The sequence below is a fragment of the Oceanobacillus jeddahensis genome (assembly GCF_000750635.1).
GTDB lineage: Bacteria > Bacillota > Bacilli > Bacillales > Amphibacillaceae > Oceanobacillus > Oceanobacillus jeddahense.
The window spans coordinates 95,769-112,479 of sequence record NZ_CCDM010000006.1 but is presented as its reverse complement, the minus strand read 5'-3'; the positions used below and the strand labels follow the sequence as shown (position 1 = coordinate 112,479).

Here is a 16,711-nt window from a genome sequence, read left to right as displayed (position 1 = left end):
AAGGATGAAATGACATGCGCCTGTCTTTTGGTAAAAAAGAAAAACAAGAAACGCCATCAAAAAGCAAAAAAGTCAAAGTGAAGACCGTTGGAAAACGTAAAAAAACCGTCCTTGTTTTATGGGTGCTACTCATCAGCAGTTTAGCTTTTGGCATCTATAAAAACTTTACGGCCATCGATCAACACACCACGCATGAAGTAGAAAAAGTGGAAACGACCATTATTGATATCAACGCCATCGAAAGCTTCACACGAAATTTTGTGCAAGACTATTATACGTGGGACAATGAAACAGAGGCATTGGAAGAACGAACCGAAAAACTCAAGGGTTATCTGACCGAAGAATTGCAAGCGTTAAATGTTGATTCGGTTCGAGATGATATTCCGACAAGTGCCAGTGTGCAAGAGATCAACATTTGGTCGGTCACAGAAGAAACGGTAGACACCTATGAGGTCGTTTATTCTGTCGAACAAAAAATTACAGAAGATGATGAAGACTATACGTTGACCCATTCAACTTATCGCATTATCCTGCATCAGGACGAACAAGAAAATCTAGTCATAATCCAAAATCCAACACTATGGAACCAACCTGAAAAATCTAACTTTAAACCAGAACAAGTGGAAAGCAATGGAACGGTAGACGGCACCATAGAGCAAGAAGTCACCGAGTTTTTAGAGACTTTCTTTTCTTCCTACCCAATGGCAACTACTCAAGAACTCGCTTATTATGTAGATGGTGATATCTTACCTCCTATTGAACAGGACTATACGTTTTCAGAGTTGGTTAATCCTGTGTATCAAGAACAAGGGAATCAGATTAAAGTATGGGTTACGGTGATGTATTTGGATGAAACAAGCAAAGCAACACAGCTTTCACAGTATGAACTCACATTAGAGAAAGATATTAACTGGATGATTGTGAAATAGGGAAGATGAAAGTGACGAAGCTGCTATTTCTAGATAAATATATGCTTTCTACAATTTCATTATTCTATCCCTTTGATGACTTATTTAACACTTAAAAATGGATAAGTCTGTGACTTTCATTTTTATTTGGCACTATAAATTCATCATTGAATGGCACAACTCCATACAGTAACCCGGCTCGCTTCAAGCTGGGTTCGTTTGACCCTCCAAATAGGTGTAGCTTTAAAATAAAGTTCAATTAAAATATCTCACAACCCCTGTATGTTACCGTAAACAGAAAGAATCCATTTTGAAAAAAAGATTGATCAAAATGGATTCTTTCTTTATTTATGGAGTACGGCTCAATTTTTATAAAAAAGTTTGATCATTTTCGGATGTGATCTTCAACAATCGCGCCTCGATTGCGGTATAAACCTTATGTTACTTCTTTTACCATAAGAAACCCCCTTTATAGTAGTGAGAGAATTTTTATTATTTCTGTCTACTATAAAGGGAGCATATCAGTTGTCGTTTATCATTTGAGATATTTTGGAATATTCTATTTAATTATCTCAATAGAAATACCTACTATTTGTTTCATTCTTTCAAAAGCATCAGAAATAGAAATCAGAATTAGTATTTGAAATAACATTAGAGCCTCTTTTGTATTCTCGTACCATTCTGTATTCGTAGACCTGCTCATAAGATGTGAATAATTATAAACATACTGTTTATATTCCCTATGACCCCACTCTACCTACTTCTTTTTTTAGCAAGAACCCAAATTTCTTTCTGTATTTCCCCTACTTTTTCTGCAAAAAATCAAGCATCGCCTTGATGAGTTCTTCCGGGTTATCTATGAGCGGCGAATGGCCAGCATCGAGATATATCGCATCTACATCCTTTTCATAAATTCTAAAGTCATCCACAATCTCCTGTGTCATATATCGGGGTGTCAAACAGTCACGCGTACCCCACACTACCAACACCGGAGCAGTTATTTGACTTATTTCTCCCGTTCCATCAACCAGTCCGTTAAACTCGTCACTGATGTTAAAACGGTTAGCTGCATCCATCACATCCACCACATTACGCTGCTTAAATACATCCTCTAAATAACGCTCATACTGTTCTTCTTCCGGCTTATTATCGGAGAACACTAAAAAATCCCACGCTTTTTTCATAAATGGTTTGTCTCTGTTTTTCATGGCTTCCAATGTGGACTGCAATCCTTGATCGTTCGTAATCTCTTCCTTCGTCTTTAAACGGACATCCGTGATTGGAACACCTGCTTCACTGGATTTGTACATCGGATAACCGCGCGTTGATAATGAAGCAAGCAATATGAGCTTTTGGACATAGTCTGGGTGATCTGCAGCCAACTGCATAGCCACACCGCCCCCGTTTGACCACCCCATCAGATGAAAGCGGTCCAATCCTAACTCATCCGCAAACAATTTCAGATCCTCTGAAAAATCCTTCAGTGATTGAATAGAAGTGTGATATGTCGATGTGCCGAATCCACGTAAATCAACAGCATACACCTTATAGGATTGATCCAGCTTCTCTAAAAGAACATCCCACTGCAGGGAAGATGACTGGTTTCCGTGGATCAGGAGAAGCACTTCTTCCCCGCCTGATCTCTCCCTGTACCCCATTGTTTCACCATTAAGCAACGTGAGCTTTTTCAATTCAACTTTCATTTGTCTGCCTCCTTTAACATCGTTTTTCACAAAACGACTAAACGATAAAAATCTCCTTATCCATAAATGCTATGCTGGTAGTCTTTAATTATCTTCCACTTCTAAATGAAGCTTATTTGTTTGCTCAGCTTCTTCCTCTCCCATCTCACGCATATCGATTTCCTCTTCATTGCTGGAGAGTATCTTGACATCCATCCCAAGACTTTGAAGCTCTTTGATGAGTACTTTAAAGGACTCAGGAACACCTGGCTCTGGTACATTATCGCCTTTTACAATCGCTTCATATGTCTTTACACGCCCAACGGTATCATCTGATTTAACTGTTAAGATTTCTTGAAGTGTATAGGCAGCACCATAAGCTTCCAATGCCCAAACCTCCATCTCACCAAAACGCTGTCCGCCGAACTGTGCTTTCCCGCCAAGCGGCTGCTGCGTTACAAGAGAGTATGGTCCGGTTGAACGGGCATGCAACTTATCGTCAACCATGTGCGCAAGCTTAATCATATACATAACACCTACAGATACACGGTTGTCAAAAGCCTCTCCGGTGCGGCCATCATAAAGAATGGTTTTCGCATCTCGTGGCATGCCGGCTTCTTCAAGGGTTTCCCAGACATCTTCCTCAGTTGCTCCATCAAAGACCGGACTTGCTATGTGCAGTCCAAGCTGTCTGGCAGCCATTCCTAAATGCAGCTCAAACACCTGTCCGATGTTCATACGTGATGGTACCCCTAATGGGTTCAGCATGATGTCGATTGGTGTACCGTCTGGTAAGAACGGCATATCCTCTTCCGGTAAAATCTTGGAGATAACCCCTTTGTTACCGTGACGGCCTGCCATTTTATCTCCTTCGTTAATTTTACGTTTTTGAACGATATATACACGAACAAGTTGATTCACACCCGGCGGCAGTTCATCCCCATCTTCACGGTTAAAGATTTTTACATCTAAGACAATTCCACCGCCGCCATGAGGAACACGTAAGGATGTATCTCTTACTTCACGAGCTTTCTCACCAAAAATCGCATGTAATAAGCGCTCTTCTGCGGAAAGTTCCGTCATTCCTTTCGGTGTTACTTTTCCTACAAGAATGTCACTGTCCGTTACCTCTGCACCGACACGGATAATTCCATGTTCATCTAGGTTTTTCAGTGCGCCTTCCCCAACATTGGGAATATCTCTTGTGACTTCTTCTGGTCCAAGCTTGGTATCACGAGATTCTGATTCAAATTCTTCAATATGAATGGAAGTAAAAACATCATCTTTTACAAGGCGTTCACTCATAATAATCGCATCCTCGTAGTTATACCCTTCCCAGGTCATAAAGGCTACAAGAACATTTTGACCCAAAGCTAATTCTCCGCCTTCCATCGAAGGGCCATCCGCAAGAACCTCTCCTTTTGTTACACGATCTCCTTCTGCAACAATCGGGCGCTGGTTATAGCAGGTTCCCTGGTTGGAACGCTTATACTTCTGTAATCCGTAACGATCTGTGTCTCCTTTAACTTCTTTGCCCTCCACATTGGAAATACGACGTACAATGACGGTTTTCGCATCCACGCGTTCTACCACTCCGTCATGACGACAGATAACAGCAGCCCCAGAGTCTTTCCCATTCACATATTCCATACCTGTTCCAACAATCGGCGCTTTGGGATTCATCAAAGGGACGGCTTGTCTTTGCATATTCGCACCCATCAATGCACGGTTAGAATCGTCATTTTCCAGAAATGGAATACATGCAGTCGCTGCTGAAACAACTTGTTTAGGAGAAACGTCCATATAATCGATCTGCTCTCGTGCAACAATCGTGTTTCCCCCTCCAAATCGGGCAATGACTTCATCGTTTTGGAAGGTTTTCTCTTCCGTTAAGGGTGCGTTCGCCTGTGCAATCACATAATTATCTTCTTCATCAGCAGTCAGATAATCAATGTGTTCAGTTACCTTGCCGGTTTCATGATCAATTCTGCGATAGGGTGTTTCAATAAATCCAAATTTATTGACTATCGCATAACTGGAAAGCGAGTTGATCAAACCGATATTTGGTCCCTCGGGAGTCTCGATTGGACACATACGCCCATAGTGGGAGTAGTGAACATCACGAACTTCAAACCCTGCACGCTCACGAGTTAATCCACCAGGTCCAAGTGCAGAAAGACGGCGTTTATTTGTCAGTTCTGCCAGCGGATTCGTCTGGTCCATAAACGTAGACAGCTGTGAGCTTCCGAAGAACTCCTTGACGGAAGCAATCACAGGACGAATATTGATTAATTGCTGTGGTATTACGCTGGAAGTATCCTGTATAGACATTCTCTCACGCACAACACGCTCCATACGGGACAACCCTATACGGAACTGGTTTTGCAATAATTCTCCAACAGAACGGATTCTGCGGTTTCCAAGATGGTCAATATCATCTGTGTTCCCTACTTGATGAAGCAGATTAAAGAAATAACTGATAGAAGCTAAAATATCAGCTGGTGTGATATTTTTAATTTCTTTTGCTACTTCCCCGTTACCAATAACAGTTAATTCACGCTCTCCATCTGGATCAGTCGGATCAAGAATTTTTACAGATTGTACGGTGATTTCCTCTTCTAAAACCCCGTTATGTGGTGTCATTGTTTTATCTCCAAAGCGGTTTTCTTTACGCTCAAGATAAGGAAGAATTTTATTTAATAATTTTCGTTCCATCCGGTCGCCTTTATTCGCAAGCACTTCTCCGGTTTCCGAATCTACAACTGGCTCTGCAAGTACTTGGTTGAATAAACGATTTTTTATATGGAGCTTTTTATTCATTTTATAACGGCCCACACGTGCTAAATCATAGCGTTTTGGGTCAAAGAAGCGAGATACTAACAGACTCTTCGCATTATCTACTGTCGGCGGTTCACCAGGACGCAGGCGCTCATAGATTTCTAAAAGAGCCTTCTCTGCATTCTCTGTATTGTCTTTTTCTAATGTGTTTCGTAAATATTCATTCTCGCCCAACAAATCAACAATCTCTTGATCTGTTCTAAATCCTAAAGCTCTTAATAGAACCGTGATTGGTAATTTACGAGTACGGTCAATACGGACATAAACAACATTTTTTGCATCCGTTTCAAACTCTAACCATGCTCCACGGTTTGGAATGACCGTTGTTGTAATACCGCGTTTCCCATTTTTATCAATTTTTTCATTGTAATAAACACTTGGTGAACGCACAAGCTGTGATACAATAACGCGCTCCGCTCCATTGATAATAAATGTACCCGTATCTGTCATTAACGGGAAGTCACCCATAAATACTTCCTGTTCCTTTACTTCTCCGGTTTCATTATTGATTAAACGAACCTTCACGCGGAGGGGAGCATTGTATGTCACGTCTCTTTCTTTTGCTTCGTCTACAGGATATTTCGGATCACCTAGACTATAATCCACAAACTCAAGTGATAGATTTCCCGTAAAGTTTTCAATCGGAGAGATGTCCTGAAACATCTCTCTCAAACCTTCTTGTAAGAACCATTCATAAGATGCGGTTTGGATCTCGATTAAGTTAGGTAATTCTAACACTTCGTTAATACGTGCATAGCTCCTGCGTTGGCGGTGCCGTCCATACTGAACTAGTTGACCTGTCAACTGCTTCACCCCTTAAATCAAATATTTTTACAGATATCCCTGTTCCATGTACCCAAATTGGCTGCCCGCCTTTTAAATACGTTTAGTTGCCTTTTTCACCCCAACTACTGCCAGTAGACCGTATCCATGTGCAATCACTGCTCCATAAGTCATCAGTCTGCCAATCTTGGTGATCCATCCTTTGATGATTCAAAAAATGGTGTCCAGCTCGGAGCTGTAAAAGAAGTGATGAATATTTCTCTCCTCTCCTTTTTATTCATTCAGCACTAAACTAACTCATTCACCTGTTTAGCTGACTATTCCTATTTCTGCAATATCCTTTCCTTTGTACTAACGTACTAAACCCTCAAAAAAAACTTTTTAAAAAGTGTTGACTAAACAAGATCAGCTGTTATATAATTAAAATAGGATATCTATGCATAACCCCCCTTTTTCAAAGTGCATCTATACAAATCTACCATATTTCTTAATTACAATCAACGCATTTATACAATCTTATTGTATAATTTTTTTATTTGAACTATAGAAACGCAGCTAATTTTTTGCCATTTGTTCATGTTCTTCTGTTCCGGGTACCATGACAAACTCGGCAATTTCGATTGAGTACGTCGCCATGCGTTCCAACACATGTTCTTTTATTAATGTCCATGTCTTGCCCCCTGTTACATAATGATTGATCAACACCAAACGTCTCTTTTACATGATCCACCCGCTTATTCATTATGAGTATTAAATCACTTGCTTCCTCTACAGGTAATTTGACACCTTCTGTACGTTGCTTTGGTAACTGATGCAATTCAGCTAACACTTTTGCTAGAGATTCATGAAATTGTTCAGGGACTTCTTTCTTATTATCTCCCTCCAAACATAATCTCTGGATTTCTGTCTTTAACTTTCCACAGGTACCCCGTTAAGTGCTTTGTAAGCAATCAAGTCCTTTTCATATATTTGCCAATTAGGTATCTCAAAGGATACAAACTCACGAATTAATGACGCAGAGCCGATAATTTGAGATTCATATTCTCATCTTATTGGCTCTTTCTGTTATGTATAGATTTTATGATTTGTCTGTAATACTTCCATAAGTGCTAACTATTTATCAGTGAAGCTATCCATGAGTTTTTCTACCTGTAGACGTCTGGTTCTTTTTTCCAGATCATTAGTGGGCAAGGAAAACTCGTCAACAGACACTTCAAGCAATGATACAAGGTCATAAAGCACCTGAATGAATGTTGCCCAAAGATGACATCCACACCAATAAGGCCAGCGGCAACTCCAATTTAAGGGTGGTTATATTTTTGACTGGTAATCAACATTGAAATTTAACATACCTTTTTAAATAATGTATTGACTCTTACGTTGACGTAAGGATGTATAGTAATTACGACAAATAGTGTGGAGGTTCACGATGTACAGTATTGGAGAAGTAGCAAAAGAAATGAACATAACCGTTCGGACACTCAGATATTACGATGAGATCAATCTGTTGAAACCCTCTTATACCGCAGAATCGGGTTACCGTTTCTACTCAAACGAAAATATCATTACATTACAGCGGATTATTGCCCTGAAGGAACTTGGCTTTCCATTAAACGAAATTAAAACCATTCTGGATCAAAAAAATTGGGAAAACGTTTTTGAAGAACAGTTGGCGCTCATCGCGAAGGAAAAAGAAAGGCTCCGTGATTTAGAAAAGACGATGCGAATGTCTTATCATTTATCTCAGATTGAGCAGGAGCTAAGCTGGAGAAATATTTTTCAATTTGTCAGACAGACGGAAGAAGAACGCTACAACAATCATTTATTTTTGGAACAGTATTTTGATGAACGCGAGCTGAACATCTTGAAAAACCCTGGTTTGGATTTGGGTGAAAGAGAGTCCAAAGAGTTGGTTGCGTTGTTGAAGACTGCCAAGGAGCAAAAGAACGAAGAGCCTGAATCACCCGAGTCACAGGATTTGGCTAATAAACTCGTATATTTTCTTGAAAATACTTTTTATGGTGATTCCGCACTTATTGAAAAGTATTGGTTGCTTCAAAAGCAACCGCCAAAGGAAGGAAATTTGTTCATGTTGGATGATGATGTTATTCAATACATTGAAAGTATCATGGATCATTATGAAGCAAAATGGGGGGAAATCGGAAAGGGTCGAGCGGATCATCGGGAATGAATGGAACGAAATGAGACATTTTAAGAGGTATTGCAGAGCAGTTTTAAAGCAAGGAGGAACGAATAATGAAGAAAAGAATTTACTTTTTGGATCATCTTCGAATTTTTACGATTACGATGGTCATTGTTTATCATGTGACACTTCTTTACACTAACGCGTTTGAATATGTCCAAAATCCAGTACGACCCACTATTTATGACTATGACGTTTCTGATAAGTGGACCTATGCTAAATTCGATCATGTTTTTTATTGCGGGATATTTTGTTATAGGTTCGTATAAGAAAAAGGGAAGTTCGCAGTTTGCAAAAGATAGACTTATTAAGTTGGGGATTCCCTATCTTTTTGGACTTGTCATTTTAGCTCCGCTGGCACAGTATATTGCGAACCGGTCTTGGGGAAGTAATGCTGGTTTGATAGAATTTTGGTTTACAGACTTCTTTCATCCGGAAAACATTGATCTGCATCATTTGTGGTTTATTGGTATTTTGTTGCTATTCTCTCTTATCTCCATACCGATTATTTACAGGTTACAGTATTGGAATGTTCAAGCGGTGGGTTCTGACCACCACGTACCAAGTCGGGTATACATACTGTTTCTGGCCCTCACATTTGTCTTGTACTATGGTATGGGGTTCTTCTATGAGCCTCAAGTGTTTATCAGCTTTTATATTCTTTACTTTTCTCCAGTGATGCTCCCTGTCTATGCAGCGTATTTTGCATTGGGGATATATGCTTCCATGAAGATGTGGTTTACGGATGAGCATACGGTTCGGATTTTTCCTTGGGTCATTGCCTATGCAGCCAACTTCCTTCTTTATGGGGGAACAATGGTGATCAAAGATATCAACCCAATTGAGGGTGCGGGAAATGATCCACTTCTGGCATTTGCCACCAATGGCATGACATTTGCTGGAGTAATGCTGCTGATTGCTTTGTTTAAAAGATTTTTCAACAAACGGTCTGACGGTATGCTGAGATTATCAGCAAATAGCTATAACACATATATCGTGCATTATCTCATTGTCTATGTGGTTGTATATTTAATGAGTGCTATCAATATACCAACCATCGGAAAGTATATCTTTCAGGTTATCCTATGCGTTTTCCTTTCATGGATCATAGCTACATTTTTAAAAGAACGTACGCCTTTGCGATCTTGGATTTAAGAGATTGCTTCGAACGAATTGCTATGTGCACAACGGTTATCAGCGTTCAATGTTTTATCAAATAGTTTCCATTTAGCTGGTAGCTAAATGATTATTTGAATAAATACAAAGTACACAATAAAATGAGGTGAACCTTCAATGTGGGTGATAACTATTTTTCTTGAATCTGATTTTACCATGTATGAATTTTATTCTAAGGATGAAGTGGAAAGTTTTATGAACAAAATACAAGAACCGAACATATTGACAGAAGTTATTGCATGAGCAAAGCTGTATCTATTTAATTATACCTGAATTATTCATAAAAAAATCTAAAAAGTTTGTAATCTCGTATCTGCCAAGTAACTGTGACAGATATAGAATGCATGAAATAAATGGGAGAGAACTCATTTTTGATATAGAAAATAATTCAATTTTCTTTTCATTTAAACCTTTCAATTAGAAGTATGAATAGTTCAGGAATAAACTTATTTTAACCTCGTCCAAAAAATCAGGGCGAGGTTATGTGTGTTTGAGGTTTTAAAATTAAACCATTAAATAAATTTATTGTCATTTTTTAAATAACTATTGACTCTTACGGCAACGTGAGGATGTATAGTAATCATGACAAATAGTGGGGAGGTTTTCAAATGAATGAGTCAGAAGAGAAAATCAGCTTGAGGAAAAGGGAGGAAAGTTTCTATATGGCAAACGACGGGCAAAATCATATTGCTACCCCGACTTCTACTACGAAACGTATTGGGGAACTGGATTTAATCCGAGGAATGGCTCTGCTGGGGATATTGATCGCCAACATGCAAATATTCTCATATCCTTACCTGTATACCAGCATAATCGAAACAGGCTGGTGGCAAAATGCTTGGGATCAGACCGCTTTGTGGTTTATTTATCTGTTTGTTGAACAAAAGTTTTTTACCATATTTTCATTCTTATTTGGTCTGGGATTTATGATTTTTCTCCAACGGGCAAAGCATAAAACGGATCGTCCTATTCGATTGTATGTCAGACGGTTACTATTTTTATTTGTACTCGGACTTATTCATACCTATCTCATTTGGTCTGGTGATATTTTGTTACCTTATGCCTTGCTCGGCTTCCTGTTAATTTTTTTCTATCACAAATCGGCCAAAACAATGCTTACCTGGGCAGTCGGACTGCTTATGGCCTCCTGTCTGTTCATGATTATACAAACCTTTTTATTTGATAACTTTATGGCTGCCCGGGCACCTTCCGTTTTAGTCATAGAGAATTTGATTCAAGATTCTGTACATGCTTACAGTCAAGGAACCTATGTGGACATGTTGATACAACGTCTACTCGATTCAGACTTCGGCATGGAATTTAACATATTTATGATGCCCATGATTCTGGCTATGTTTTTGTTCGGTGCATACGCGGGGAAAAAGGAATTATTCAGAAACCTGAACCAACATCGTACCGGCATAAAAAAAGTGTGGCGATGGAGCTTCATCATTGGCACTGTTTTTTTAATTGTTCAAGTTGTTCTGCGGACGCAGGTAGATGCGCAGAACTCAGGCTATAATATGGCACACATCATTGGTGTGCTGATCAGTGCACCGGCTCTATGTTTTTTCTATATCACTTCAGTCCTGTTGCTTTTGCAAAGAGAAATATGGCAGCGGATACTGCGTCCTTTAAAAGCTGTAGGGCGTATGGCACTGACAAACTATTTATTACAAACAGTCGTTTGCACACTAATTTTTTATAGTTACGGTTTTGGTATGTATGGGAAGTTAGGTCCCGTCCTTGGAGTCGTTCTGGCCTTCATCATTTTTGGTATACAAATCATCGCCAGCAACCTATGGTTAAAATATTTTAAATTCGGTCCTATGGAATGGATTTGGCGCTCATTTACGTATAAGGGTGTTTTTGCAAAAACACTCGAAAAAGAGGATTAAAAAACTAGCCGGTGGGCAGTGATATATGGGTCGCTCTTTTTCCTACTTGTTATCAGGTTAATCCTTGTTTTGTACGAGCTTCTTTTGTTGCCAGTCCAAACTCACTAAAATCATATTTATCTTCTTTTTTACGCATCATAAACTACCTTTATACATTTTATTGCTCCTGTTAGAACAGAAATAGGTATAACAAAGCGTATTATGTGGTTAAGGAATTCCTATTACGTGTTTCATACAACAAAAAGTACTGTCAGACGGAAATAAAAAAAACCGTTATCTGGCAGTACCCTTTTTCATGCGTTAAAGTACACCCCCTTTCCCAGACGACGATTTAATAACCGCCGTCTATATTTTTGTACAGAATCTATAGATAATGGTGTACTAATCTTTATCTTTTACTGAGTTGACGGCTTCTAGGAGGTAGTCGTCATGCAATATATTGTTGTTCAGCAATATTTTCTTTTTGAAATCTTATCAAAAAAAAAGTTTGTTCACCTACCATTGGATAAAAATACTCTTCAATGTGGTTTTTTAAGACATATAGAACAAATCAGCAAAACACATAGACAGATTGAGCCATCTGCTTATGTGTTTTTTTGTTTGCTGAAAACATTTTTAAAAATTTCTTCATTAAAAATGCAACAAACAGCCCTTTCGTGTTGGGACTTAGTACAAAGGGAGACAAAAGAGCTACGCTCACTTCCTTCCATAACACGAAAGGGGGTGAGAAAAATGAAGCCATCTTCTTTTCAAACAACCATAGAAAACCAGTTTGATTATATCTGTAAGCGTGCGATGGAAGATGAACGCAAAAATTATTTCAAATACCTATCAAGAATTTCAAAACAAGAAATTTCCTTTTCTGATATAGGAGATTATCTTGTGAATCAGTTTTCTACCGTCGATCACTATGCCACCGATTTGCAAATGTTCACATTGTACGGTTCTAGAATTGGTGTGAAAAGTAATTTATTAGGTGAAGCACTACGGAATCTATCAGTAAAAAAGCGTAACATCATTTTGCTGTATTACTTTATGGAAATGAGCGATACGGAAATTGCAGAGTTATTAAAATTAAGTCGTTCGACAGTCTATCGTCACCGAACCAGTGGACTAGCCTTGATTAAAAAATTTATAAAGGAGCATGCAGAATGAAAACAACCTATCCTCCGGTTCCCTTTTCTCTTATTGTACAGGCTGCGGACGGTGATACAGAAGCAATTAACTACATTATAAAACACTACAGAGGTTATATCACAAAACGCTCCCTCCGCCCTATGAAAGATGAATATGGGAATCAACACATGATCGTGGATGAAGTTTTGCGAGATCGAATGCAAACACGACTAGTCACTAAAATTTTGTCTTTTGAAATCAAATAATCTCGTTACCAGCATTGGAAGCGTGTTGGGGCGTTACACGCTTACTGATTAGAAGTTTATCATTCTACCCAAGCATACTGTTTCCAGTATATTTCGATAGGCTGATAAGCCAATGTTCTTTGAAAATTAAATAACAAAAAATCAGATACATTCAACTGATGGTTAGCTACCTGACAAGTACGCCAAGACTTCCCAAAAAGGAACGAGCGATACATACATTGTCTCATGTAATCGTGGTGGATTACTGGCGATAACCCATCAGTTCGGATAATGATACTCCCCTATCGTCATAGTTCGAGCGTTTAAAGCGTCGCAAGCAATGAATAGGGCTAGAAGAAATATTTGCAGGAGTGAAATTCTCGTGGAGCTGTAACCAGCAGCCATCTGATTTTTCAAGTTCTCTCTATCAAAAAATATTAAAACTTTCGTTATTCTATTCCTCCTCTCATTCACATCACTATTAAGGATAGATTTTTTGATAGAAATCTTTTCATCAATGGTCATTAATTATTCGTCATGGTTCTCGTTAAAATGTTTCCCTGCAAGACCATATAACATCATAGTATATAATTCTTTTAACAATGCCGTATTTTTATTACTTAATAGTTCGGGATGATGAGCCATATCACGATAAGTTTGAAGATAAATCATAACTGCTTCATTAGAAAATTTTTCATGGATATAATTTTCTTCTCTCCCTTTTTCGATGAATTTTAAGATTGCATTTGGAAATCTATTATTATAGAAATCATCAATAAAACTTTTTATCTCGGGATCGGGATTTGTACTTATTAATTTATTTAATACATCTAGGTCTATTTTGTCTTCTAATTCATTCCTAGTAAAAATGATTTGTTCCATTAATTTTGGGAAAGACAGATCACTTTCCAATGCTCTTTTCAACGTATCCCACTTCTTCTCAATGAAATATATAATGGTGTTCTTCACCAATTCTTCTTTCGGTCCAAAATAATTATAGATAGTCGCTGGAGCTACACCAGCTTTTTTGGCAATATCTGCCATACTGATTTTATCAGTATCATATAAGGAAAAAAGCTCTAAAGTAGCAAACCTTATTCTGTCTTTTTTCATTTCTGTACGGCGTTCATAACCATTCATCTGTTATCACCTCAAAAATAGAATAATAAACATTTTAAATAAAGTCAACAAAAATTATCTAAAACATTCAAAAAATCTTGACACCTTTTTTCGTTTTATATAATATAGTCAATATATTGTTATTTTATTTAAAACATATAAAAAAAGAGGTGCGAATGATGACTGCGATTTACATTAATCAATTAAAAAAATCTTTTGGTGAAACTCAGGCATTACGAAATGTCAATTTAACAGTAAAAAAAGGAGAAGTACATGGATTTATTGGACCTAATGGTGCTGGGAAATCAACTACAATCCGAATTTTACTCGGAATTATCCGTAAGACAACTGGAAAAATAACGTTACTTGGTGGAGATCCATGGAAAGACGCGGTAGCATTGCATAGACGCATGGCTTATGTTCCTGGTGATGTTAATCTATGGCCAAATCTGTCAGGTGGAGAAGTGATTGATTTACTAGGACGATTACATGGTGGAATTAATTCGGAGCGTAAACATGCCCTTTTAGAACGATTTCAACTCGATCCAACAAAGAAAAGCCGAACATATTCCAAAGGGAATCGCCAAAAGGTAGCTTTAGTTGCAGCATTTTCTACGAATGCAGATTTATTACTTTTGGATGAACCTACATCAGGACTCGACCCGTTAATGGAATCTGTATTCCAAGAGTGTGTAAAAGAAGTAAAGAAGCAAGGTAAAACAGTTTTACTGTCAAGTCATATTCTTGCTGAAGTTGAAGCACTTTGCGACAAGGTAAGTATCATTAGAAAAGGAGAAATTGTAGAATCAGGAACACTTGAGGATTTGCGTCACCTTACTCGAACTACAGTTACTGTAGAAACGGCAACCCCTTCACAAAATATCCATCATTTATCAGGTATTCATGATATTTCACAAGAGGATGGTAAATGGCGTTTTTCTGTAGATTCAGACGCTATGGATAGTGTTATACAGGAGCTTTCACCACTTGGAATCAAATTTTTGACTGCCGAACCGCCAAGTTTAGAAGAATTATTCATGCGTCATTACGGTGATGATATCAGTGAAAATGGAGGTGTTAAAAAGTGAGACGAGATGACTTTGCAGGTACAGGAACATTATTCCGCTTGTTCTTAAAACGAGATCGGTTTTTATTTTGTATTTGGATTCTTGCAACTTTTTTATTAGCTGTAGCTACTGCAGGGACATTTGGATCTATGGATTTAGATTCAGCCATAGCAGATTTGGTTACTGATCCTGTCATTTCTGCTATGCAAGGACCTTTAATGTCACATGATCTTGCAGGTGTCGTCATTTGGCGTATGATGGGGCTTAATGTCCTTATACTGGGGATTGCAAGTATATTTACTGTTGTTCGACATACTCGTAACGATGAAGAAGCTGGCAGAAGTGAATTGATTCGAGCTTATGTTACTGGTCGTTATGCTACTCTTACCGCTGCTCTCTTAGTAGCTTTAGTTATTAATATTATAGCTGGATTTATGCAAACCCTCCTGCTTATTGGAATAGGTGCTGGGGTTGGCGGGGCAGTATTGTTTTGTTTGACTGTATCTGCTGGTGGATTCTTTTTTGCAGCGATAGGCTCCTTAGGGGCACAGTTAAGGGAGAACACAGGAGGGGCTATAGGTATTTCACTAATTGCCGTAGGTTTAGGATTCATGTTAATGATTATAAATAATGGAAATGGCGGAGATACCTTTTTGAAATGGATAACTCCTATGGCTTGGCACCGTTTAACTCGCCCTTTAGATGATGATTACGGTTGGTTTATCCTATTGTTTATTATTTTCACATTGATACCAATGATAGCAGCTTTTATTTTATCGAAAAAAAGAGATCTAGGAGCTGGTTTAATACCACCAAAATTAGGGTTGGCGGAGGCTGATCCGAAATTCAAAAGCCCGTTGGCACTTGCATGGCGATTACACAAAGGTTCTTTTCTAACATGGCTTATTGGAATTACGATATTTGGTTCAGGAATCGGAGCTATCGCTTTGAACATTGGAGAAAATGAAGAATTCGGTAATCTACTAAATAATCTCGGAGGAATGAATTGGACAGAACAGATAGGAAATAGAGATGCTTTCTTAGCGATTGTTATCTATATTATTGCTTTGGTCGTTGGTCTATATGCCATAACTTCTTTATTAAAAGCTTACAAAGAAGAAATTGAAAATCGTGGAGAACTTATTTTGTCTAAACCAATCAGCAAACTAAAATGGCTAAATAGTCATCTTATTATTACTTTTTTTACATCTGGTTTATTAATGATTGCTATGGGGTTGGGAAGTGGTCTGATTTATGGTCTAAGTGTAGGAGATTTCGGAAATACTTTTATAAAAGTTTTTAGTATGAGTGTATCTAAAATTCCTGCTGTATGGTTTATGGCTGGAATTACAGTATTCATTTACGGTTTCATGCCGAAGGTTAGCACTGCATTGAGTTGGGCAGCTTGGGCTCTATTTGCAGCACTTGAACTGTTATGGGAAGGCGGAGTAATAAACTGGAAAGTTATGCGATTCTCACCTTTCTCTTATGCTCATTATATTATTCCAGTTTTTGAACTATCATGGGTTCAATTAGTGGGGTTAATGATTATTACTATTTTACTCACCATTATTGGAATTACTGGATTTAGAAGAAGAGATATACTGTCAAAAGCATAATTCGATTATCAAAAAGAGAGAAATTTGTATTAATATGAGTTGTTTCATTCATCTTAA

The 16,711-nt window shown here is 38.2% G+C and carries 16 protein-coding genes and 2 pseudogenes; 10 read left to right on the top strand and 8 right to left on the bottom strand.

Translation table 11 applies throughout. The features are described from left to right. Positions 1-14: 14 nt before the first annotated feature. On the top strand, positions 15-929 hold the full coding sequence (locus tag BN986_RS21395; protein ID WP_040984029.1) for a conjugal transfer protein: 915 nt from the start codon (positions 15-17) through the stop codon (positions 927-929). A gap of 538 nt (positions 930-1,467) precedes the next feature. Here the strand turns inward: BN986_RS21395 and BN986_RS27190 are convergent. The 6 genes and pseudogenes from BN986_RS27190 to BN986_RS26395 form a co-directional block, all read right to left on the bottom strand. After that, a complete protein-coding gene (locus tag BN986_RS27190; protein WP_157037098.1) occupies positions 1,468-1,611 on the bottom strand; it encodes a hypothetical protein in 144 nt (47 codons plus the stop codon). A gap of 100 nt (positions 1,612-1,711) precedes the next feature. After that, entirely contained in the window at positions 1,712-2,611 is a 900-nt protein-coding gene (gene phaZ / locus BN986_RS21390) for an intracellular short-chain-length polyhydroxyalkanoate depolymerase (protein WP_040984027.1), read from the bottom strand. Between the two features lie 84 nt (positions 2,612-2,695). After that, on the bottom strand, positions 2,696-6,232 hold the full coding sequence (gene rpoB / locus BN986_RS21385) for a DNA-directed RNA polymerase subunit beta (protein ID WP_040984025.1): 3,537 nt from the start codon (positions 6,230-6,232) through the stop codon (positions 2,696-2,698). 72 nt (positions 6,233-6,304) lie between these two features. Further along, positions 6,305-6,385, bottom strand: coding sequence for a hypothetical protein (locus BN986_RS28135; protein ID WP_420836090.1), 81 nt, complete (start codon positions 6,383-6,385; stop codon positions 6,305-6,307). Between the two features lie 400 nt (positions 6,386-6,785). After that, positions 6,786-7,097 carry a protein kinase family protein gene (locus tag BN986_RS21380; RefSeq protein ID WP_040984023.1) on the bottom strand — a complete coding sequence of 104 codons (312 nt, stop codon included), beginning with the start codon at positions 7,095-7,097 and terminating at the stop codon, positions 6,786-6,788. Positions 7,098-7,324: 227 nt separating this feature from the next. Beyond that, a pseudogene (locus tag BN986_RS26395) lies at positions 7,325-7,456 on the bottom strand (XRE family transcriptional regulator); the annotation flags it as partial. A 184-nt stretch (positions 7,457-7,640) separates the two neighbouring features. On the opposite strand from BN986_RS26395, the gene BN986_RS21375 reads away from it, so the two are divergent. The 5 genes from BN986_RS21375 (at position 7,641) to BN986_RS21360 (ending at position 11,488) form a co-directional block, all read left to right on the top strand. Further along, positions 7,641-8,402, top strand: coding sequence for a MerR family transcriptional regulator (locus BN986_RS21375; protein WP_040984022.1), 762 nt, complete (start codon positions 7,641-7,643; stop codon positions 8,400-8,402). 65 nt (positions 8,403-8,467) lie between these two features. Further along, positions 8,468-8,683 carry a hypothetical protein gene (locus tag BN986_RS27475; protein ID WP_040981245.1) on the top strand — a complete coding sequence of 72 codons (216 nt, stop codon included), beginning with the start codon at positions 8,468-8,470 and terminating at the stop codon, positions 8,681-8,683. Beyond that, a complete protein-coding gene (locus BN986_RS21365) occupies positions 8,598-9,569 on the top strand; it encodes an acyltransferase family protein (protein ID WP_211198905.1) in 972 nt (323 codons plus the stop codon). Before BN986_RS27475 ends, BN986_RS21365 begins: the two co-directional genes overlap by 86 nt. Before the next feature lie 138 nt (positions 9,570-9,707). Beyond that, entirely contained in the window at positions 9,708-9,833 is a 126-nt protein-coding gene (locus BN986_RS27955; protein WP_262362490.1) for a hypothetical protein, read from the top strand. 365 nt (positions 9,834-10,198) lie between these two features. After that, positions 10,199-11,488, top strand: a complete 1,290-nt coding sequence (locus BN986_RS21360; protein WP_052401024.1) for a DUF418 domain-containing protein — start codon at positions 10,199-10,201, stop codon at positions 11,486-11,488. Positions 11,489-11,543: 55 nt separating this feature from the next. Here BN986_RS21360 and BN986_RS26390 read toward each other — a convergent pair. After that, a pseudogene (locus tag BN986_RS26390) lies at positions 11,544-11,624 on the bottom strand (XRE family transcriptional regulator); the annotation flags it as partial. Positions 11,625-12,220: 596 nt separating this feature from the next. On the opposite strand from BN986_RS26390, the gene BN986_RS21355 reads away from it, so the two are divergent. Further along, the gene (locus BN986_RS21355; protein ID WP_040984503.1) at positions 12,221-12,643 is read left to right on the top strand and encodes an RNA polymerase sigma factor; all 423 of its coding nucleotides are present in this window, start codon (positions 12,221-12,223) and stop codon (positions 12,641-12,643) included. Next, positions 12,640-12,870 carry a helix-turn-helix domain-containing protein gene (locus BN986_RS21350; protein ID WP_040984018.1) on the top strand — a complete coding sequence of 77 codons (231 nt, stop codon included), beginning with the start codon at positions 12,640-12,642 and terminating at the stop codon, positions 12,868-12,870. Before BN986_RS21355 ends, BN986_RS21350 begins: the two co-directional genes overlap by 4 nt. A 507-nt stretch (positions 12,871-13,377) precedes the next feature. On the opposite strand, the gene BN986_RS21340 is transcribed toward BN986_RS21350, so the two are convergent. Beyond that, a complete protein-coding gene (locus BN986_RS21340; RefSeq protein ID WP_040984013.1) occupies positions 13,378-13,989 on the bottom strand; it encodes a TetR/AcrR family transcriptional regulator in 612 nt (203 codons plus the stop codon). Positions 13,990-14,147: 158 nt separating this feature from the next. Here BN986_RS21340 and BN986_RS21335 point away from each other — a divergent pair, with 158 nt between their 5' ends. Together BN986_RS21335 and BN986_RS21330 are read left to right on the top strand one after the other, a co-directional pair. Next, complete coding sequence (locus BN986_RS21335) at positions 14,148-15,056, top strand: ABC transporter ATP-binding protein (protein ID WP_081922295.1); 909 nt, start codon at positions 14,148-14,150, stop codon at positions 15,054-15,056. Beyond that, a complete protein-coding gene (locus BN986_RS21330; RefSeq protein ID WP_040984010.1) occupies positions 15,053-16,654 on the top strand; it encodes an ABC transporter permease in 1,602 nt (533 codons plus the stop codon). The genes BN986_RS21335 and BN986_RS21330 overlap by 4 nt, the downstream gene beginning before the upstream one ends. The last annotated feature ends 57 nt before the right edge of the window (positions 16,655-16,711 follow it).

Excerpts from the sequence above, each read along its gene's own strand:
- BN986_RS21360 (WP_052401024.1), top strand. The coding sequence starts at position 10,199 with ATGAATGAGTCAGAAGAGAAAATCAGCTTGAGGAAAAGGGAGGAAAGT.
- BN986_RS21365 (WP_211198905.1), top strand. The coding sequence starts at position 8,598 with ATGACTATGACGTTTCTGATAAGTGGACCTATGCTAAATTCGATCATG.
- BN986_RS27190 (WP_157037098.1), bottom strand. The coding sequence starts at position 1,611 with ATGAGCAGGTCTACGAATACAGAATGGTACGAGAATACAAAAGAGGCT.
- phaZ (WP_040984027.1), bottom strand. The coding sequence starts at position 2,611 with ATGAAAGTTGAATTGAAAAAGCTCACGTTGCTTAATGGTGAAACAATG.
- BN986_RS27475 (WP_040981245.1), top strand. The coding sequence starts at position 8,468 with ATGAAGAAAAGAATTTACTTTTTGGATCATCTTCGAATTTTTACGATT.
- BN986_RS27955 (WP_262362490.1), top strand. The coding sequence starts at position 9,708 with ATGTGGGTGATAACTATTTTTCTTGAATCTGATTTTACCATGTATGAA.
- BN986_RS28135 (WP_420836090.1), bottom strand. The coding sequence starts at position 6,385 with ATGACTTATGGAGCAGTGATTGCACATGGATACGGTCTACTGGCAGTA.
- BN986_RS21335 (WP_081922295.1), top strand. The coding sequence starts at position 14,148 with ATGACTGCGATTTACATTAATCAATTAAAAAAATCTTTTGGTGAAACT.
- BN986_RS21395 (WP_040984029.1), top strand. The coding sequence starts at position 15 with ATGCGCCTGTCTTTTGGTAAAAAAGAAAAACAAGAAACGCCATCAAAA.
- BN986_RS21375 (WP_040984022.1), top strand. The coding sequence starts at position 7,641 with ATGTACAGTATTGGAGAAGTAGCAAAAGAAATGAACATAACCGTTCGG.
- BN986_RS21355 (WP_040984503.1), top strand. The coding sequence starts at position 12,221 with ATGAAGCCATCTTCTTTTCAAACAACCATAGAAAACCAGTTTGATTAT.
- BN986_RS21340 (WP_040984013.1), bottom strand. The coding sequence starts at position 13,989 with ATGAATGGTTATGAACGCCGTACAGAAATGAAAAAAGACAGAATAAGG.
- BN986_RS21350 (WP_040984018.1), top strand. The coding sequence starts at position 12,640 with ATGAAAACAACCTATCCTCCGGTTCCCTTTTCTCTTATTGTACAGGCT.